Annotated in this window: 19 protein-coding genes and 1 pseudogene; 9 read left to right on the top strand and 11 right to left on the bottom strand. The window is 63.9% G+C overall.

The window, feature by feature from the left end:
• Positions 1-98 (top strand): annotated as a pseudogene (locus P0R31_RS24465) (IS5/IS1182 family transposase); the annotation flags it as partial.
• A 20-nt stretch (positions 99-118) separates the two neighbouring features.
• Here P0R31_RS24465 and P0R31_RS41105 read toward each other — a convergent pair.
• From P0R31_RS41105 to P0R31_RS24450, 4 genes are all read right to left on the bottom strand, one after another.
• Positions 119-412 (bottom strand): hypothetical protein, encoded by a 294-nt coding sequence (locus tag P0R31_RS41105; RefSeq protein ID WP_430516857.1) that lies wholly within the window; start codon positions 410-412, stop codon positions 119-121.
• Positions 413-469: 57 nt separating this feature from the next.
• Entirely contained in the window at positions 470-886 is a 417-nt protein-coding gene (locus P0R31_RS24460) for a type II toxin-antitoxin system VapC family toxin (protein ID WP_275516784.1), read from the bottom strand.
• Complete coding sequence (locus P0R31_RS24455) at positions 883-1,185, bottom strand: hypothetical protein (RefSeq protein WP_275516783.1); 303 nt, start codon at positions 1,183-1,185, stop codon at positions 883-885. Before P0R31_RS24455 ends, P0R31_RS24460 begins: the two co-directional genes overlap by 4 nt.
• Positions 1,186-1,317: 132 nt before the next feature.
• Positions 1,318-1,524, bottom strand: a complete 207-nt coding sequence (locus tag P0R31_RS24450; protein ID WP_027576280.1) for a cold-shock protein — start codon at positions 1,522-1,524, stop codon at positions 1,318-1,320.
• A gap of 378 nt (positions 1,525-1,902) precedes the next feature.
• Between P0R31_RS24450 and P0R31_RS24445 the strand changes: the two genes are divergently transcribed.
• Positions 1,903-3,069 carry an autotransporter outer membrane beta-barrel domain-containing protein gene (locus P0R31_RS24445; RefSeq protein WP_275516782.1) on the top strand — a complete coding sequence of 389 codons (1,167 nt, stop codon included), beginning with the start codon at positions 1,903-1,905 and terminating at the stop codon, positions 3,067-3,069.
• 17 nt (positions 3,070-3,086) lie between these two features.
• On the opposite strand, the gene P0R31_RS24440 is transcribed toward P0R31_RS24445, so the two are convergent.
• The gene (locus tag P0R31_RS24440) at positions 3,087-4,127 is read right to left on the bottom strand and encodes a LysR family transcriptional regulator (protein ID WP_275516781.1); all 1,041 of its coding nucleotides are present in this window, start codon (positions 4,125-4,127) and stop codon (positions 3,087-3,089) included.
• 71 nt (positions 4,128-4,198) lie between these two features.
• On the opposite strand from P0R31_RS24440, the gene P0R31_RS24435 reads away from it, so the two are divergent.
• From P0R31_RS24435 to P0R31_RS24415, 5 genes are all read left to right on the top strand, one after another.
• Positions 4,199-4,816: a hypothetical protein gene (locus tag P0R31_RS24435; protein WP_275516780.1), complete on the top strand. Its 618-nt coding sequence runs from the start codon at positions 4,199-4,201 to the stop codon at positions 4,814-4,816.
• The gene (locus tag P0R31_RS24430; RefSeq protein ID WP_275516779.1) at positions 4,803-5,423 is read left to right on the top strand and encodes a GNAT family N-acetyltransferase; all 621 of its coding nucleotides are present in this window, start codon (positions 4,803-4,805) and stop codon (positions 5,421-5,423) included. The genes P0R31_RS24435 and P0R31_RS24430 overlap by 14 nt, the downstream gene beginning before the upstream one ends.
• 25 nt (positions 5,424-5,448) lie before the next feature.
• Complete coding sequence (locus P0R31_RS24425) at positions 5,449-6,012, top strand: isochorismatase family protein (protein WP_275516778.1); 564 nt, start codon at positions 5,449-5,451, stop codon at positions 6,010-6,012.
• Positions 6,013-6,042: 30 nt separating this feature from the next.
• Positions 6,043-6,213, top strand: coding sequence for a hypothetical protein (locus P0R31_RS24420; protein ID WP_275516776.1), 171 nt, complete (start codon positions 6,043-6,045; stop codon positions 6,211-6,213).
• Between the two features lie 196 nt (positions 6,214-6,409).
• A complete protein-coding gene (locus P0R31_RS24415) occupies positions 6,410-7,792 on the top strand; it encodes an aspartate aminotransferase family protein (RefSeq protein WP_275516774.1) in 1,383 nt (460 codons plus the stop codon).
• A gap of 188 nt (positions 7,793-7,980) precedes the next feature.
• On the opposite strand, the gene rnd is transcribed toward P0R31_RS24415, so the two are convergent.
• From rnd to P0R31_RS24390, 5 genes are all read right to left on the bottom strand, one after another.
• On the bottom strand, positions 7,981-9,129 hold the full coding sequence (gene rnd, locus P0R31_RS24410) for a ribonuclease D (RefSeq protein WP_036000537.1): 1,149 nt from the start codon (positions 9,127-9,129) through the stop codon (positions 7,981-7,983).
• Positions 9,130-9,537: 408 nt separating this feature from the next.
• Positions 9,538-10,869: an ABC transporter substrate-binding protein gene (locus P0R31_RS24405; protein WP_275516772.1), complete on the bottom strand. Its 1,332-nt coding sequence runs from the start codon at positions 10,867-10,869 to the stop codon at positions 9,538-9,540.
• A gap of 11 nt (positions 10,870-10,880) precedes the next feature.
• Positions 10,881-11,750 (bottom strand): carbohydrate ABC transporter permease, encoded by an 870-nt coding sequence (locus tag P0R31_RS24400; protein ID WP_225140280.1) that lies wholly within the window; start codon positions 11,748-11,750, stop codon positions 10,881-10,883.
• Positions 11,747-12,697, bottom strand: a complete 951-nt coding sequence (locus P0R31_RS24395) for a carbohydrate ABC transporter permease (RefSeq protein WP_275516770.1) — start codon at positions 12,695-12,697, stop codon at positions 11,747-11,749. Before P0R31_RS24395 ends, P0R31_RS24400 begins: the two co-directional genes overlap by 4 nt.
• A gap of 1 nt (position 12,698) precedes the next feature.
• Positions 12,699-13,550 carry a phosphodiesterase gene (locus tag P0R31_RS24390; protein WP_275516769.1) on the bottom strand — a complete coding sequence of 284 codons (852 nt, stop codon included), beginning with the start codon at positions 13,548-13,550 and terminating at the stop codon, positions 12,699-12,701.
• A gap of 188 nt (positions 13,551-13,738) precedes the next feature.
• Here P0R31_RS24390 and P0R31_RS24385 point away from each other — a divergent pair, with 188 nt between their 5' ends.
• The gene (locus P0R31_RS24385) at positions 13,739-14,272 is read left to right on the top strand and encodes an REP-associated tyrosine transposase (protein WP_275516768.1); all 534 of its coding nucleotides are present in this window, start codon (positions 13,739-13,741) and stop codon (positions 14,270-14,272) included.
• Positions 14,273-14,391: 119 nt separating this feature from the next.
• On the opposite strand, the gene P0R31_RS24380 is transcribed toward P0R31_RS24385, so the two are convergent.
• Positions 14,392-15,864, bottom strand: a complete 1,473-nt coding sequence (locus tag P0R31_RS24380; protein ID WP_275516767.1) for a protein adenylyltransferase SelO — start codon at positions 15,862-15,864, stop codon at positions 14,392-14,394.
• Between the two features lie 196 nt (positions 15,865-16,060).
• On the opposite strand from P0R31_RS24380, the gene aspS reads away from it, so the two are divergent.
• Complete coding sequence (aspS, locus tag P0R31_RS24375) at positions 16,061-17,833, top strand: aspartate--tRNA ligase (RefSeq protein ID WP_275516766.1); 1,773 nt, start codon at positions 16,061-16,063, stop codon at positions 17,831-17,833.
• Positions 17,834-17,838 lie beyond the last annotated feature (5 nt).

Here is a 17,838-nt window from a genome sequence, read left to right as displayed (position 1 = left end):
GTCTCTCCAAAGACTTTGAGGGGTCTGCCGCCACCGAGCTTGCTTGGCTGCTCGTCGCCCATCTGAGGCTTCTAACTCGCCGCTTGGCCCGACCTTGAAGAGGTCTACGCTTTTTGAGTCAGGCTCTGAGGAGCCCGCCTCCAGCGGGCGTCTCGAAGGATGGCCGCAGGGAAAAACTTTCAAATGCGATAGCCCTGCCAGCAAACCGGATGCGGCGTAGGATTGTGCGGACGAGCTCACGTTGATGCTCAGTCTCCGTACATGGCTCAGCCCACCCCACCCAATCCCATCCACCGCTGGTCCAGTGATAGAACCATTCGCCATCCCACTGGCTGAGATTTCCGGCTTCAAGATTCTTGCAGCGAAAGCGGGGTCGATCGGGCGCAGCAAGATCGAGCACGGCCTCCCGCAGTTCGCGCCACTAGGTGTCATTGGCAACAGAAAAATATTCCGACCGCTGAATCATCTCTCATGGCGTGGCAAACGGATCGAGCAGAGCTACCCCGGTCGATTCAATATCGGCGATGTTGCGCGTCACCAGTGTCAGGCCGTGGACCTTCGCTGTGGCGGCGAGTAGGCTGTCAATAAGCGGCAGCGGATTAGGAATTCCAAGAAGAGCCCAGGTCTCTGCAACGGTCTCATCGATGGGAAGAACCCGGTCAGCGAGCCTGGTCCTCATTTGCGAAAACCATCGGTCGAGGGACTTCGCCTGGCGCGGATCGCTTCGCCTTTTCAATTCGATGCCTCGGCGAATTTCGGCCAGCACCAACACGCTGGTTCCGATATGTTCCGCCGGCGTCTCATTGACCCAGCGAACGACATTCGGGTCAGCGCGCTCGCGCTTGCGGATCTCGGAAATGACGTTGGTGTCGAGGAGAAATCTCACAAATCGACCTCGCGCCATCCATCACGTCGCGGCCGATTGAACACACCGTCGAAGACTTCATCGGGTAGCTCGGATCCGAAGACGTCGAAGGCTGTCTTGACCTCGGGATTGAGAAGGGCGTTGGCGAGCGTCGACCGGAGTACCGCTGCTCGCTCCGGCTTGTCGCGCAGGGTTTCCGCCAGTGCGCGGATGAGGCTCGCATCGTTCTTGGCGGCCTGTACTTCAACGCGCACCAAACCGCGCGCCGCAGCACGGCGTCGGTGGGTACGGGTGGCCTTTCGCTGCGATTTGGTTCCCACGGTTCTCTCGATCAATTTCCGGTAATATAACCGGAAATTGTCGACGGGGCAATCGCCGTTTCGGCGCCACAAACAAAATCCCCCGGCAGAGCCGGGGGCAACGTCATGATCGCTCGAAGGCCGCGAGAGACATCAGGAGACCTTGAGGTTCTCTGCGGACGACTTGCCGCGGTTCTCCACAAGGTCGAATTCAACCACCTGGTTCTCGTTGAGGGTGGAAAGTCCGGCACGCTCGACGGCGGAGATGTGGACGAACACGTCCTTGTCGCTGCCGTTCGGCTTGATGAACCCATAGCCCTTGGTCGGGTTGAACCATTTGACGGTGCCCTTTTGCGGCATCGCTCGTCTCCTCCACTAGATATAAAAACGACGCGGCCGCTTTTCGCGTGCCACGCCACAAACGGGCTTCCGGAAGTCTGTTCGAGTCTTGAGGCGCAATGTCGCGAAACGCACAGCAAACGGCCAATTCCGATTGTGAACGTTATTGCAACATGAAATTCGCCGGCTAGCAAGCCGCGCGCGGATTTCAAGAGCAAGCCAGGTGCCTTCAAGCGCAATTTGCGACCTGTGGCAGCAGAACCACAATCGGTGCAATAGCCTCGGCCGTCATGCGCCGACCGGTTGACCCCTCGTGGCAGTTCGGCCCAAATCGCCGCAAGCGCCGCAGACCGTGTTGCATTTTTGCGCGCCGCCACTTCGCTTTCGGGATTCATCGTCATGCGCTGCGCCGCGCAGCTCTCCGGGACACGGCAGACGATCGGGCTGGACCGCGTCCGCCAGATCGCGGCTGCGCTTGCGATGGCGTTTGCCCTGGTCGTGACGATGGCGGCCGCAACGCCCGCCTTCGCGCAAAGCACGCCGACGCCCACGCCGACCCCGACGCCGACACCCACGCCGTCACCGACCCCGATTCCGTCGCCGACCTCGACCAATCAAAGTCAGTCAGCCGGCAACAGCATGCTCAATTTCAGCGCGGGCTTCCTGGAGCGGCTTGGCAATCAGGCCTCCGGCGGCGTCAACCGGGCGTTCCGCACCAATCCGGGCGGCGGCGGCGCCTCGGCGGCTGCGGAAGATCCGCGCTACCGCACCTGGTTCGAGGGCTACGGCCTGTCGGTCCGCACCGAGGCGCAAGGCGACTTCGTCGGCGACAAGCGCAAGACCTTCGGCGGCGTTGCCGGCTTCGGCGCGCGGCTCGCACCCGGCGTCAACATCGGATTCTCCGTCGACCACAGCCACACCGACATCGACGTGCCGCTGGCGCTACAATCCGCAACCCTCGATCTCACCCAGCTCGGCTTCAGCGGCTCGGTCGACAAGGGCCCGTGGACCTGGGCCTTTGCGGTGGTGCACGGCTTCGGCAAGGTCCATTCCAGCCGCGATACCGGCCTTGGCCTTGCGACCGCGGGCTATCGCGCCGCCGTGGACGGCGCGCTGACCGAAATCAGCTATTACTGGACCAAGGACGAGATGCGCATCGTGCCCAAGGGCGCGCTGGAATATGTGCGCGCCACCAGCGCTGCGTTCCAGGAGACCGGCGGGCTCGATCCGCTCAACGTCGGCGCGTCGGCGCTCTCGCGCGCGCGCATCATGCTCGGGGCCGAGGTCGGCCGCTACTTCATCATCGACCAGAAGATCCTGGACCTCTCGGCCTACGGCAAGTTCGTCGACAATTTCCACCAGGACCTCGGAACCATCCAGGTCAGCCTGGGCGCCCAGAACATCATCGTTCCCGGCATCGGCGAGAGCCGTTACGGCGCGGATGCCGGCGCCTCGGCTTCGCTCAGCCTGACCAATGTGGCGAGGCTCTACGTCAATTACGACGGCAAATTTCGCAACGAGCTCACCTCGCACCAGGGCACGCTCGGCTTCGAGTACAAATGGTGAGTTGACGCTCGCCTGCGTTAAGTCGGCGCCGTCGCCACGTATCCCGCCAGGCCAAAGCCTTCGCGCGCCGCCGTCATCATCGGCACCAGCGCGTTCGGATGGATGAACTCGTCGCGGAAGCAGGGATAGGTCCTGGCGTCGAAGATCTTCTTCAGCCAGTCGACCACGATCTTGTGCCGCTCGGAGCTGCGGAACTCCTTGTGATAGGTGAGCCAGAGATCGGCGTGGTGGCTGACGCCGAGATCGACCGCAACGAGCGGCGCACCGAGCGCGATCGACACCGTCGGCAGGAAGCCGATGCCGGCGCCGCGCTCCACCGCGTAGAGCACGCCCACCGACGAATTGGTCTTGATCCCGACGATGCCTTCGAGCGACTTCAGCCCGAGCACGCGGGCATAGGCGCCGTCGTCGACCTGCGGCGCGCTCTGCTTGATGATGCGGTGATTGTTCAATTCGGCGAGCGTTGCCGGCACGCCGTAGAGGCTTTCATACTCCTTGGAGACGAAGGGATAGATGTGGAGGCGGCCGAGCTTAGCGACGATCAGATCGGGATTGGTCGGCGGCTCGAGCTGGATCGCGATATCGGATTCGAGCCGCGCGACGTCGGCCTGCTCCATCGCGCAGCGCAGATCGACCGTGATCTTGCGGTAGGTCTTCTGGAAGTCGATCAGCCGCGGCAGGATCCAGAAATTGCCGGGGCCTTCCGTCACCGCGACGCGCACGGTGCCCGAGGTGTCGTTCGAGGATCGCGCGGCGCGGCGGAAGACGTTGAAGGCATGACGCTCCATATGGGTGACGTCGGCGATCATCGCGGTGCCTTCATCGCTGAGCGTGAGCCCGCTCTGGTCGCGCAGGAACAACTTGCAGCCGATGCTCTCCTCGAGCCGGTCGATGCGGCGCATCAGCGTGGTGGAGGTGAGGCCGAGCTCTTCGGCGGCATTCCGAAAACTCTTATATTTTGCGCAGGCTAAAAACAGCTTCAAATCGTCCCAGGACGCATCCAGGACTTCTTCACGGTGCTGCATCATCGCAGCACCCCGGTGCAATAACTGTTGCATACTCCTGATCCCCAACCGCTAAGCTGATCGTCATAGCGGGGCACGAAAGCCTCGAACGATAGAGGCGTGATATGAGGATGGAAAGGGGCTCGTTTGCCGCAAGGCATGATTTCGATGCCTTGCCGCTGAGCCCGGACGTCGACGTCAGGTGCGCGCAATTTTCCGAAATTGCAGCGCTTTCGGAGATGGCGCACCGGCTGGTGCCCGGCGTGGAGATCGGCGCAGCGGGGCTTGCCAGATACTTCACGCTCGATCCGCAGAGCATCCTGACGTTCAGTCGGAAAGGCAAGCTCGTCGGCGGCATGGCCTTCCTGTTTCTCAATGACTGCGGACATGATGCGCTGTTGCTCGACGAGATTTGCCTCACCGCGCCCGAAATGCGTTACCTCGCATCGGCGAACGAAGAGGTTGCAGCCATCTACATCTGGGCGATCGCGGCGACGGGCCGCGGCATCGCCGGTCTCGGCAAGGCCGCGGCTCATCTGCGGCAGATAAGATTTCGCGGTGCGGATTGCTATGCGCAGCCGTCAACGGTGGCCGGACGCGACATCATGAAGGCGACAGGCTTTGCGCCCGTCCCGAGCTTCCAACCCGACCTTTGGTGCTACGAGCGGCCCTGGCATCGACAGCCGATGCGCATGCCGGGAGCGATCATCCAATCAAGGAGCTTTGCAGATGCACGGTACTAGGATTCCAGTCGCCAAGCCCTGTTCCCGCGCCGTCACCATCCGCCTCGCGCGCGACCCAAGCGATCTCATGCTGGTGACCGCCATCCGCTCGGCGGTCTACCTCGCCGAGCAGGATTGTCCGTTCGAGGAGGAGTTCGACGGCAACGATATGGTCGCGGCGCATTTCATCGGCTTCGTCGGCAACGAGCCTGCGGGCTGCCTGCGGGTGCGCTTCTTCGGCGATTTCGCCAAGGTGGAGCGGCTTGCGGTGCGTCACCAATATCGTCGCTCGCGCGTCTCCTTCAAGCTGGTGCAGGCCAGTGTCGATTATGTGAAGCGCAAGGGCTTTCGCAAGATCTACGGCCAGGCGCAGGACCGGCTGGTCGATTTCTGGGCCCATTTCGGCGCCAAGCCGCTCGGTCACAACCGCAAGATCACGTTCTCGGATTTCTCCTACACGGAGATGCTGCTGGAGATCGAGCCGGGCCCGGACGCCATCACGCTGGACAGCGATCCCTATGTGATCATTCGTCCCGAGGGCGATTGGGACCGTCCTGGCGTGCTCGATGCCTCGGCCGGGCGGGCGGTGACCTCGCCGCTGCGGGACCTCGCGCTCGCCGACCGCTGAAACAGGTGCAGCTGCGCGCAACTCGATGCTGGTTTCGATGCACGATGATCCGCCGATCCTGGTCTGTGCGGATCTTCAGGTCGAGTACCTGACCCCCGGCCGCCGTCACGTTATCCGCGACGGCGATGCGACGACGGCGCGCTGCCTGGAACTCCTGACGCTGTGGCGCAGCAATCTATGGCCGGTGATGCATCTGAAGCGCATCGCGCAGGCGGCCTGGTTCAATCCGTCATCCAGGCTGACCGATTGGATCGCGGAGACCAGGCCACAACCGGGCGAGATGACGTTCGAGCACCCGCTGCCGTCCGCCTACAGCTCGTCGCGGTTTGTCGGCCACATGTCCGCTATCCGCACCACACGCTGCATCCTGATCGGCTTTTCCCTGGACGAGACCATCCTGGCCACTGCCGTCGAGGGATTTCACCGCAGTCATCGCTACCATGTGATCACCGACGCGGTGGCTTGCCGGCAGCCGGGCACGGACGATGCTGCGGCCTACCGGCATGCGGTAGTGGATGTCATTGCGAATTTTGCTACAATCCAGTCCAGCGCCGAACTGATCAGAACCAGCGGCGCCGTTGCGGTGTAGGCGGCCGCGGCCGGTCGATGGGGTTGAGAATTGTCGCGGGGAGACGAGCTCAAGGAGCTGGCGAGCGATCTGTCGCATGCCGCCGAGAAGGCGCGCAGGCTTGGGCTGCCCACGACGGTCTACTTGCTCTCGATGGCGCTGATGGAGGTGAGGGAAGCCGTTTCCGCCACCGACGAAGCGGACGACGACGGCGCGGCGTGAGAGCTGCCCAGCCGGATTCTGCGATCCGCGGTCCTGTCATGTGCGGCTTTGTGCATCGCTGCTGAGCGCTTGCCGCCGACGAATTGGCATTGCAAGTTTTGCGTCGTGGCAATAGCCAAGTACTTGAGACAAGTACTCGCCATCGAGTGATGACGCCGGCCCGCCGGCGTCATGACGCTTTTAGGGATCATCGCAAATGTCCATGCTGCCCAATTCGCAAGAGGCCCGGGATGTGGCCTATCAGCTCCATCCCTACACCAATGCGCGCACGCATCAGCAGGCCGGTCCACTGGTGATCGAGCGCGGCGAGGGGCCTTACGTCTTCGACGCGTCGGGCAAGCGCTATTTCGAAGCGATGGCGGGCCTGTGGAGCGTCGGGCTCGGCTTCAACGAGAAGCGACTGGTCGAGGCGGCGCACAAGCAGATGCAGGCGCTGCCGTTCTACCATACGTTCTCCGCCAAATCGCACGGTCCCTCGATCGACCTCGCCGAGAAGCTGGTCGCGCTCGCGCCGGTGCCCATGAGCAAGGTGTTCTTCACCAATTCCGGCTCGGAAGCGAACGACACCGTGTTGAAGCTGATCGCCTATCGCTCCAACGCGCTCGGCCAACCGCAGCGCAAGAAGGTGATCAGCCGCCTGCGTGCCTATCACGGCGTCACCATCGCATCCGCCAGCCTCACGGGCCTGCCGAACAACCACCGCTCGTTCGACCTGCCGCTGCCGAACATCCTGCATACGGGCTCGCCGCACTTCTACAAGGACGGCGCCCCCGGCGAGAGCGAGGAAGCCTTCGCCACGCGCCGGGCCGAGGAGCTCGACGCCCTGATCCAGAAGGAAGGGCCGGATACGATCGCGGCGTTCTTCGGCGAGCCGGTGATGGGGGCGGGCGGTGTCGTGGTGCCGCCGGCGACCTATTGGGACAAGATCCAGAAGGTCCTGAAGAAGTACGACATTCTCCTGGTCGCCGACGAGGTGATCTGCGGTTTCGGCCGCACTGGCAAGATGTTCGGCTGCGAGACCTACGGCATCAAGCCCGATGCGATCGTCGTCTCCAAGCAGATCACATCGAGCTATTTCCCGCTCTCGGCGATCATCCTGAACGACCGCATGTTCGAGCCGATCGCGGACGAGAGCAACAAGATCGGCGTGCTCGGCCACGGCTTCACCGCGGGCGGCCATCCGGTCGGCTCGGCGATTGCGCTGGAGAACCTCAAGATCATCGAGGAGCGCGGCCTCGTCGCACATGCGGCCGAGCTCGGTGCGTACATGCAGGGCCGCTTGCGTGAACTCGCCAGCCACCCGCTGGTCGGCGAGGTTCGCGGCGTCGGCATGATCGCAGCGCTCGAGCTCGTGCTCGACAAGGCGCGCAAGACCGCAGCCACTACGCCGGGCGCCGTCGGCGGCATCGCCAGCCGCATGCTCCAGGAGCGCGGCGTGATCTCGCGCAACATGCTCGACGCCATCGCCATCTGCCCGCCGCTGATCACGACCAAGGCCCAGATCGACGAGCTGGTGGACGCGATCTCCGGCGTGCTGAACGACATGAAGAGCGAAGTCGCGAAGCTGACGCCGGCGTAAGGGCCTCGCTCTCTCCTCGTCATTGCGAGGAGCCCGCGCGAAATCGCGAAGCGATTTTGCGGTGGCGACGAAGCAATCCAGACTGTTTCCGCGGAAAAGGACTCTGGATTGCTTCGCGGAGCCTGTCATCGGGCCGCGCGCCGCGCGGACCCGTTGGCTTGCAATGACGCTGCGGAAGCGACGAAGCCCTACGCCCGCTGCACCCCGATCACACGGCCTTTCTCGATCGCGAGCGCGAGCTCGCCGCGCTTGAGCTTCAGCGCGGCGTCGCCGAACAGCTCGCGGCGCCAACCGCGCAAGGCGGGCACGTCGGCCTCATCGTCCGCGGCGATCTCTTCGAGATCGTCGACGGTCGCGATCACCTTGCTTGCGACCGCGTGGCGCTCGGCGGTCATCCGCAACAGCACCTTCAACAGCTCGACGATGGCGGCGCCGTTGGAATTGTTGCGCGGTTTCTCCAGCTTGGGCAGCTTCGAGAAGTCTCGCGCCAGCCCGCGCTCGACCGCGGCGATGATGTCGGCGCCCCATTTGGATTTCTCAAACCCCTTCGGCACCGAGCGAAGGTGGGCGAGCTTCTCCAGCGTGGTCGGCGCGTGGGTCGCGATGTCGGTGACGGCTTCGTCGCGCAGCACGCGGCCGCGCGGCACGTCGCGGCTCTGCGCCTCCTGTTCGCGCCAGGCCGCGACCTCCATCAGCACCGCGAGGTCCTTGGGCTTGCGGACCCGCGTCTTCAGGCGCTCCCAGGCGCGCTCGGGATGGAAATCATAGGTGCGGGGCGAGGTCAGGACCTCCATCTCGATGGAGACCCATTCGCTGCGGCGGCGCTTCTTCAGGTCGGCGTCGAGCGCGGCGAACACGTCGCGCAGATGGGTGACGTCGGAGACCGCGTAATGCATCTGCTCCTTGGTCAGCGGCCGGCGCGACCAGTCGGTGAAGCGGTGGGTCTTGTCCGGGCGGTGGCCGGTGACCTTCTCGACCAGCGCGTCATAGGCGATGCTGTCGCCGTAACCGAGCACCATCGCAGCCACCTGGGTGTCGAACACCGGGTGCGGGATGATGCCCGCCTGGTGCCAGATGATCTCAATGTCCTGGCGGGCGGCGTGAAACACCTTGAGCACGCCCTCGTTGCCCATCAGCTCGAAGAACGGCTTGAGATCGATCCCCTCGGCCAGGGTGTCGATGACCACGGCTTCCTCGGCGCTCGCCATCTGCACCACGCACAGCAGCGGGTAATAGGTGGTCTCGCGAAGGAACTCGGTATCGACTGTGATGACGGGGTGCTTGGCCAGCCGGCTGCAGGCAGCCGCGAGGTCAGCGGTGGTGGTAATCAAATCCATGAACGGCCCATGACAAGTACATCAGCCGTTCTGCCGAAAGTGCTGTGATGTCAAGGGGCTCTAAGCGAATTCGAGCCTTGCATCTGGCCGGAATCGTCTCTTTCCGACCAAATTCCTATTCGTAGCGAACCCGCTGCGAGGATTTTCGCGCGCAAGGCAGCGCCACCACAAGGACACACATGGCGACCAGCGCCAGCCCCAGGAACTCGATAACCAATAGATCCACGGCGAAATCTCCAGAAACATTGATAGATTTGTCGGGGGTGCGTTGAGGGTCTGTTAATTGCGATGGTTACCGTGGGCAGGCCGGCCCGGATGGTGGACGGGGGGTTAATGGGGCGCCCCCAACGATTTCGGCGCCCCGCTTGGCGGAGCGCCGAATGATGTGCGTGCGATGGACTGCCGGTTTTACGGCAGCTTCAGCGAGGTCTCCGCATTGTACGGCTTCAGCGTCTCGTCGGCGGCCTTCTGGGCGGCGGCGAGGGCTTCCTTCGGCTGCTTCTTGCCGTTGAGGACCAGCATCACCTCGTCCTCGAGGTTCTTGCGGACCGGGACGGTCTTGTAGGTCGCAAACCACGGCTTTGCGACGTCGAGCTGCTCGACGGCGGTCTTGGCGTCCGGGTTCTTGCCCAGGAATTCGACCATCTCCGGCGTCTTGTAGGTGGCCATGTTCGGCGCGAAATAGCCGGTGGCGCGGCTCCACCAGCCGCTCTTCTCCGGCGAGGTCATCCACTTGATCAGCGTCCAGGCGGCCTTCTGCTTGTCGGCATCTAACCCGGCCGGCATGATCAGGGAGGCGCCGCCGATCGGCACCGCGTTGCGGACGTTGCGCGGAATGAAGGCGACCTTGTAGTTGAACTTGGCATTGTCGCGCACATAGGTGAGCGAGCCCGTCGACAGCATCATCATCGCGGCATTGCCCGAGATGAAGGAGGTGCTGACGGCGGGGCCAGGCGTGGCGCCGGGCGTGTGGACCTTGTGCTTGTGGATCAGGTCGTTCCACCAGGTCAGTGCACCCAGCATCGAGGGCGTGTCGTAATAGACCTCGCCGCCGAACTCCTCGTTGTAGTAGCGCCCGCCATTGCTCATGGTGAGCGTTTCCATCATCCAGCCGCAATAATCGTAGGCGCAGGGGATCGCGATGCCCCATTGGGTCACCTTGTCGCCCTCGCGCTTGGTCAGCTTCTTGGCCCAGTCGGTGAGCTCGGCCCAGGTCTGCGGCGGCTTGCTCGGATCAAGGCCGGCTTCCTTGGCCTTGTCGGCGTTGATGTAGAGCAGCGGCGTCGAATTGTGGAACGGCACGCCGTAGACCGAGCGGTTGATCACGGCATTGCCGTGCAGCGCCGGGAAGAACTGGCCGAGGAACTGCTCCTTGGTGGTGCCGTCGGCCTTGATCAGCGCATCGAGATTGGTGAGCTCGTTCTCGATCTGCATGTCCAGCAGGAAGTTCGCCGACATGATCACGGCGGCCGGCGGCTTGCCGGCCTTGATCGCGGCGCGGGTCTTGATCAGCGTGTCGTCATAGGAGCCGGTGTAGACGGCCGTCGCCTTGATCGCCGGATGAGTCTCGTTGAACTCCTTGATCAGGGTACCCATGTCGCGGGCGAGCTTGCCGTCGACGGGGACGGGGAAGAACAGGTCGACCTCGGTCGGACCTTCGGCCTTGGCCGGAACGGCGAGGGCGCCTGCCATGGTGCCTACCATGGCAAGGCCGAGCATGAGCCTGCGGGAGAACAGCATCGGAAAATCTCCTATTTGATGCCTGAGGTGACGAAAGAGCTGATGAAGCGTTTCTGGAAGATCAGGAAGGCGACGAGCAGCGGCGCGATCACCATGAGCGTACCCGCGGCGATCGTGCCCCAGGCCTGCGTGCCTTCGGCGGTCTTGGTGAAGACGGAGAGGCCGATCGTGAGCGGGCGCTTGTCCGGCGAATTGATCACCATCAGCGGCCACAGGAAGTCGTTCCAGTGGCTGGTCACGGAGATGATGGCGAAGGCCGAGAAGCTCGGCATCGACAGCGGCACGTAGATGTGGCGGATGCGCTGGAACAGACCGGCGCCGTCGATCAGGGCGGCATCTTCCAGCTCGGTCGGAATGGCTTCGAACGCCTGCCGCATCAGGAAGGTGCCGAAGGCCGAGGCGAAGAACGGCATCATCACCCCGGTGAGCGTGTCGTAGAGACCGAGCTGCGCCACCAGCGACAGGTTCGGCACGATCAGCAGCACCGGCACCAGCATCAGCTGCATCAGGAACAGGTAGAAGATCGGCGTCTTGCCGGCGAAATCCAGGCGCGCGAAGGCAAAGCCGGCCAGCGTGATCGTGACGAACTGCACCAGGAGGATGCCGGTGCAGATGATCGTGGTGTTGAGCGTGTAGCGCGGGAAATCGCCGATCTCCCAGGCATCCCTGACATTGTCGAGCGTGGGCTTGAGGCTCGGCATCAGCTCGGCCATGGCGTTGATGCCGTCGGAGGCCGGGCGCAGCGTCGCGACGACCATCCACAGGAAGGGGATCAGCCAGACCATCGCGAGCAGCACGGTCAGGGCGAAGCCGAGCTTGGGCGTGATCTCGCCGCGGGTGGCGAGCGGGGCGTCCTTCCACAGCGTATCGATCAGCTTCATGGCCCGCCCTCGCGGTTCGCCAGGGTGCGGAAGGACAGCGCGGTGAGGGCCATCAGCACGGCCAGCGTCAGCAGCGTCGCGGCCGAGGCCTTGCCGATGTCGTAATGCTCGACCGCTTGCTGGTAGATGTAGAACAGCACGAGGTTGGTCGCGTTGGATGGTCCGCCCTGGGTCATGACGAAGACGTGGTCGACCTGCGTCACCGCATTCAGCGTGGCGATGACGGTGACGAACAGGAAGGTCGGCTTGAGCTCCGGCAGGATGATGTGGCGCAGTCGCCGATACGGCCCGGCGCCGTCGAGATGCGCGGCCTCCATCACATCCTCGGGCACGGCCTGCAGGCCGGCGAGGAAGAACAGCATGTAATAGCCGGCGTTCTTCCAGACTGTGATGACCATGATCGCGTAGAGCGCGATGTCACCGTCGCCGAGCCAGTTCGGCAGCACCGGCAGCAGCCGGCCGATGTAATAGTCGAGCAGGCCGACATTGGGCAGGAAGATGAACAGGAACAGCGCCGAGGCCGCGACCATCGGGATCAGCACCGGCAGGAACAGCGCGGCGCGCAGCGCGCTGGTCACCGCATGGGTGCGCGACAGCGCCAGCGCGAACAACAGGGCAAGCGCGATGCTCGGCACCGCCGTGCCGAAGGCGTAGATCAAATTGTTGACGACGGCGCCGGCGAAGGCGGGGTCGGCGAGCACCGCGCTGATGTTCTCAAGGCCGACGAAGCGGACCGGCGCCTTCGGTGTGGCGCGCTGATAGAGCGCATCGATCAGCACGCGCCCCATCGCGCCATAGGTGAACAGCGCGAGGAAGACCAGCGAGGGCAGGAGCAGCAGATAGGCCGGCAGCGAGGCCTTGAAGCGGCTCGTGAAGCGCTTCAGAAGGTGCAGACGCGGTGCCGCCGACGTCGCGACCGGGAGAGCCGCGGGCTCAGCGAGGCTCATCTCATCGCGCCCGGAAATTGAGCGCGTAGTCGCGGCCGTCCACTCCTGCTGGCGGCTCGAAGGGGAAGCGCAGGCTCTGGTCGAGGAAGTCATGGCTGTGCACGACGATGTTCTCATCGTCGATCAGCACGACGCCATAGGCCGGCGGCTCGTGGCTGGCGAGATGCTCGTTGGCCGCGACGTCGAGCTCGAACCAGACCTGGTGGTTGGTGCCGCGCAGCGTCGAGAACGGGATCTTGCCGTAGCTGCCGAAGATCGGCCGGTGCACATGGCCGAAGAACAGGTGGCGGATCCGCGCGCGATAGGGCGCGATGACTTCCGCGAATTCGGCGCTCTGCTTCAGCGCGATCTCGTCCATGGCGTGGACGCCGACCGGGAACGGCGGATGGTGCATGAACACGACGAATTCCTGGTCGTCGGGCGCGGCAGCGAGCGTGCTCGCCAGCCAGCCGAGACGCCTTTCGCACATCTCGCCGGCATGGCTGGTCTCGTCCAGCGTGTCGAGGAAGACGAACAGGCCATGCTCGGTGGTGCGCGTGCCCTGCACGAAGCCGTTTGCATCGCGCGGCGCCGCCTTCAGCGCGTCGAGGCAGGTGACGCGCTTGTCGTGATTGCCGACCATCGCGATGTAGGGAATTTTCAGCGCCGCCATCGCTTCGGCGAAGTTGGCGTAGGATTGAGCCTCGCCCCAATGGGTGAGGTCGCCGGTCACGACCGCAAAGGCAGCGTCGGACTGGTGCTTGTTGATGTCGGCGATCGCGGCGTCCAGCCGGTCGCGCGGATCGAGCCCGTAGAGCGTCGCGCCGGGATTCGCCAGATGCGTGTCGGTGAGGTGGATGAATTTGAAAGGCATGGCGCGCTGTCGGGACGGTTGGAGGATGGACGTCTCCGGCAAGACGACCCTGACAGGCGGTTAGAGCGCGTGTGTTTCAGTTTGATGACAGCGGTTCCGGCGTCCACAAGCGCCGATGTCGTAGGGTGGATTAGCGAAGCGTAATCCACCTCCTGTGAGCCAACTTCCAGTTGTGCTATTGATGGCTCATGTCCGACTATCGCCGCGCATTCGTCCCCGGAGGATGCTGGTTCTTCACCGTAAACTTGCTCGATCGACGGAAGGGTCTTTTGACCGACCGGATCGAAATCCTGCGGGACGCGGTCGCAGCAACGCGCCGGAGCCATCCGTTCGAGATCGATGCGTTCGTGGTCCTGCCGGATCATATGCACGCAATCTGGAAACTGCCGTCCGGTGACGCCGATTTTTCGGTGCGCTGGCGGTTGATCAAGACCCGTTTTGCCAAAGCACTTCCGGCGACGGAGCGGCTGAGCGCTGTTCGTTTCGCTCGGAATGAACGCGGCATCTGGCAGCGGCGGTTCTGGGAGCATCTGATCCGCGACGAGGCCGACTATGCCCGCCACGTCGAGTATTGTTATTATAATCCCGTCAAGCACGGGCATGTGTCGCGGGTCTGCGAGTGGCCATACTCGTCGTTTCACCGTGACGTCCGCGCGGGATTGTTTCCCGAGGATTGGGGCGGTGACGTGAAGGCAGTCGGCGACTTCGGAGAACGGGCGTGATTGGTGCGACAGCTCGTCGGGTGGATTAGCGAAGCGCAATCCACCTCTTTCTAACTGCGTGTTGACAGAAATGGTGGATTACGCCTGCGGCTAATCCACCCTACGCACTGAGTTTGCGGCTACGTCCCGCAGAACGTCTGCAACACCCGCTGGTCCGGCAGCGGCGGATCGGCGTAGGCCGCATACTCCGGCTGATCCTCGAACGGCTTCGCCAGCACCTTCACCAATTCCTCGAACGGCGCGTAGTCGTCATCGTTCACCGCGGCCTGGATCACGGCCTCGACGCGGTGGTTGCGCGGGATGAACATCGGATTGACCGCGTGCATGGCCGCCTGCCGCTCGGCTGCGCCTTGCGGCTCCAGCGCGATGCGCGCGCGCCAGCGGCCAGCCCATTCGTCGAAGGCTGCGGGCTCCATGAACTGGGCACGCACGTCCGCAGCCTCATCGCCGGCCGCCTCGCCGAGCTTGCGGAAGGTGAGGGTGAAGTCGGCCTGGTTCTTGGCCATGGCATCGAGCAGGTCCTGGATCAGCGCCTCGTCGCCGTCTCGCTCCGCGAACAGGCCGACCTTGCGTCGCAGGCCTGCTTGATAGGCGGCGCTGAACTGATCGGAGAACGCGCCGAGAATGTCCTGCGCCTCGGCCACCGCCTTCTCCTGCTCGTCCGAGAACAGCGGCAGCAGGCATTCGGCGAGGCGCGTCAGATTCCACAAGCCGATGCGCGGCTGGTTGGCATAGGCGTAGCGGCCCATCTCGTCGATCGAGGAGAACACCTGGGCAGGATTGTAGGAATCCATGAAGGCGCACGGGCCATAATCGATGGTCTCGCCCGAGATCGATGAGTTGTCGGTGTTCATCACGCCGTGAATGAAGCCAACCAGCAGCCAGCGCGCGATCAGCTCGGCCTGGCGCGCGACCACAGCGGCGAGCAGGGCGTGATACGGCCGCTCGGCGTGGAGCAGGTCCGGATAATGGCGCGTGATGACGTGATCGGCGAGGGCGCGGATCGCCTCGGTGTCGCGGCGGACGGCGAAGAACTGGAAGGTGCCGACGCGGATATGGCTGGAGGCGACGCGGGTCAGCACCGCGCCGGGCAGCGCGGTCTCGCGGATGACGTGCTCGCCGGTGACGACCGCGGCGAGCGAGCGTGTGGTGGGAATGCCCAGCGCATGCATGGCCTCGCTGACAATGTATTCGCGCAAGACCGGGCCGAGCGCCGCGCGGCCGTCGCCGCCGCGGGAGAACGGGGTCGGGCCGCTTCCCTTGAGCTGGATGTCGCGGCGGACGCCGTCTTTGTCGATGACCTCGCCGAGCAGGATGGCGCGGCCATCGCCGAGCTGCGGCACGAAATGCCCGAACTGGTGCCCGGCATAGGCCATGGCGATCGGATCCGCTCCGGCGGGAACCGTCTTGCCGGCCAGGATCTCGGCCCCATCAGGGGTCTCCAGCACATCAGGGTCAAGCCCGAGCTGGACCGCGAGCGGCCGGTTCAGCTTGATCAGCCTGGGGGCGGCCACCGGGGTCGGCGCGACGCGGGCGAAGAAGCTGTCCGGCAGCGCCGAATAGGAGTTCTGGAAGGGGAAATGGACCGTCATGGGCTCAAGATAGGGCTGGAACGCCTGATGGCAAAGGCTCGGTCTGTGATAAGCCAAAAATGGGCCCTTCGGGTCCAAAACAGGGCGTTCCCTTGGTTGCCGCCTTGGTCCTCGTCGGGTAAACCCTGCCGCAACTTCGGACCGGTCGTTTCAGGCCGTTCGATTCGCCTCCTTCGACATCGATTTTGGGACGACCATGCATCGCTACCGGTCACATACATGCGGCGCGCTCCGCGAGAGCAACATCGGCGAGACCATCCGCCTCTCCGGCTGGGTCCATCGCGTCCGCGACCATGGCGGCGTGCTGTTCATCGACCTGCGCGACCATTACGGCCTGACCCAATGCGTGGTCGATCCGGATTCGGCGGCGTTCTCGCTGGCCGAAAAGCTGCGCTCGGAATTCGTGGTCAAGATGGACGGCAAGGTCCGCCGCCGCCCCGAGGGCACCGACAATGACGATCTGCCGACCGGCAAGGTCGAGGTCTACATCAGCGAGATCGAGGTGCTGGGACCGGCCGGTGACCTGCCGCTGCCGGTGTTCGGCGACCAGGAATATCCCGAAGACATCCGTCTCAAGTACCGCTTCCTCGACCTGCGCCGCGAGAAGCTGCACCAGAACATCATGACCCGCGTCGAGATCATCAAGTCGATGCGCCGGCGCATGGAGGGGCAGGGCTTCTTCGAGTTCAACACCCCGATCCTGACCGCATCCTCGCCGGAAGGCGCCCGCGACTTCCTCGTTCCGTCGCGCATCCATCCCGGCAAGTTCTACGCGCTGCCGCAGGCGCCGCAGCAGTACAAGCAGCTCTTGATGATGTCGGGCTTCGACCGCTACTTCCAGATCGCGCCCTGCTTCCGCGACGAGGACCCGCGCGCCGACCGTCTGCCCGGCGAGTTCTACCAGCTCGACGTCGAGATGAGTTTTGTGACTCAGGAAGACGTGTTCGCGGCGATGGAGCCCGTCATCACCGGCGTGTTCGAGGAGTTCGCGAAAGGCAAGCCGGTCACTAAGGGCTGGCGCCGGATTCCGTTCGCCGAAGCGTTGCGCAAATACGGCAGCGACAAGCCTGATTTGCGTAATCCCATCGAGATGCAGGACGTCTCCGAGCATTTCCGCGGCTCCGGCTTCAAGGTGTTCGCGCGCATGCTCGAAGATCCCAAGAACCAGGTCTGGGCGATCCCGGCGCCTGGCGGCGGCAGCCGCGCCTTCTGCGACCGCATGAACTCGTGGGCGCAAGGCGAGGGGCAGCCCGGCCTCGGCTACATCATGTGGCGCGAAGGCGGCGAGGGCGCAGGTCCTCTCGCCAACAACATCGGGCCTGAGCGCACCGCCGCGATCCGCGCACAGCTCGGCGTCAAGGAAGGCGATGCCGCCTTCTTCGTCGCCGGCGACCCCGATAAGTTCTGGAAGTTCTCAGGCCTTGCCCGCAACAAGGTTGGCGAGGAACTGAACCTCACCGACAAGGAACGCTTCGAGCTCGCCTGGATCGTCGACTTCCCGATGTACGAGTATAACGAGGACGACAAGAAGGTCGACTTCTCGCACAACCCGTTCTCGATGCCGCAAGGCGGGCTCGATGCGCTGAAGTCGCAGGATCCGCTGACGATCAAGGCGTTCCAGTACGACATCACCTGCAACGGCTACGAGATCGCCTCGGGCGGCATCCGCAACCATGTGCCGGAAGCCATGGTGAAGGCGTTCGAGATCGCAGGCTATGGCGAGCAGGAAGTGGTCGAGCGTTTCGGCGGCATGTACCGCGCCTTCCAGTACGGCGCCCCGCCACATGGCGGCATGGCCGCGGGCGTCGACCGCATCGTGATGCTGCTCTGCGGCACCACGAATTTGCGCGAGATCTCGCTGTTCCCGATGAACCAGCAGGCCATGGACCTCCTGATGGGCGCCCCGTCGGAAGCCACCACGAAGCAGCTACGCGAGCTGCATGTGCGGGTGAACCTGCCGCAGAAGTGACGCTG

Source organism: Bradyrhizobium yuanmingense (genome assembly GCF_029167105.1).
Lineage (GTDB): Bacteria > Pseudomonadota > Alphaproteobacteria > Rhizobiales > Xanthobacteraceae > Bradyrhizobium > Bradyrhizobium yuanmingense_A.
The sequence above is the reverse complement of the archived record's forward strand: the minus strand, read 5'-3'. Positions and strand labels throughout refer to the sequence as shown.

Bases quoted from the DNA above. Each gene is read 5' to 3' on its own strand.
- P0R31_RS24450 (WP_027576280.1), bottom strand. From the start codon at position 1,524: ATGCCGCAAAAGGGCACCGTCAAATGGTTCAACCCGACCAAGGGCTAT.
- P0R31_RS24445 (WP_275516782.1), top strand. From the start codon at position 1,903: ATGCGCTGCGCCGCGCAGCTCTCCGGGACACGGCAGACGATCGGGCTG.
- P0R31_RS24440 (WP_275516781.1), bottom strand. From the start codon at position 4,127: ATGCAACAGTTATTGCACCGGGGTGCTGCGATGATGCAGCACCGTGAA.
- P0R31_RS24435 (WP_275516780.1), top strand. From the start codon at position 4,199: ATGAGGATGGAAAGGGGCTCGTTTGCCGCAAGGCATGATTTCGATGCC.
- P0R31_RS24430 (WP_275516779.1), top strand. From the start codon at position 4,803: ATGCACGGTACTAGGATTCCAGTCGCCAAGCCCTGTTCCCGCGCCGTC.
- P0R31_RS24425 (WP_275516778.1), top strand. From the start codon at position 5,449: ATGCTGGTTTCGATGCACGATGATCCGCCGATCCTGGTCTGTGCGGAT.
- P0R31_RS24415 (WP_275516774.1), top strand. From the start codon at position 6,410: ATGTCCATGCTGCCCAATTCGCAAGAGGCCCGGGATGTGGCCTATCAG.
- rnd (WP_036000537.1), bottom strand. From the start codon at position 9,129: ATGGATTTGATTACCACCACCGCTGACCTCGCGGCTGCCTGCAGCCGG.
- P0R31_RS24405 (WP_275516772.1), bottom strand. From the start codon at position 10,869: ATGCTGTTCTCCCGCAGGCTCATGCTCGGCCTTGCCATGGTAGGCACC.
- P0R31_RS24400 (WP_225140280.1), bottom strand. From the start codon at position 11,750: ATGAAGCTGATCGATACGCTGTGGAAGGACGCCCCGCTCGCCACCCGC.
- P0R31_RS24395 (WP_275516770.1), bottom strand. From the start codon at position 12,697: ATGAGCCTCGCTGAGCCCGCGGCTCTCCCGGTCGCGACGTCGGCGGCA.
- P0R31_RS24390 (WP_275516769.1), bottom strand. From the start codon at position 13,550: ATGCCTTTCAAATTCATCCACCTCACCGACACGCATCTGGCGAATCCC.
- P0R31_RS24385 (WP_275516768.1), top strand. From the start codon at position 13,739: ATGTCCGACTATCGCCGCGCATTCGTCCCCGGAGGATGCTGGTTCTTC.
- P0R31_RS24380 (WP_275516767.1), bottom strand. From the start codon at position 15,864: ATGACGGTCCATTTCCCCTTCCAGAACTCCTATTCGGCGCTGCCGGAC.
- aspS (WP_275516766.1), top strand. From the start codon at position 16,061: ATGCATCGCTACCGGTCACATACATGCGGCGCGCTCCGCGAGAGCAAC.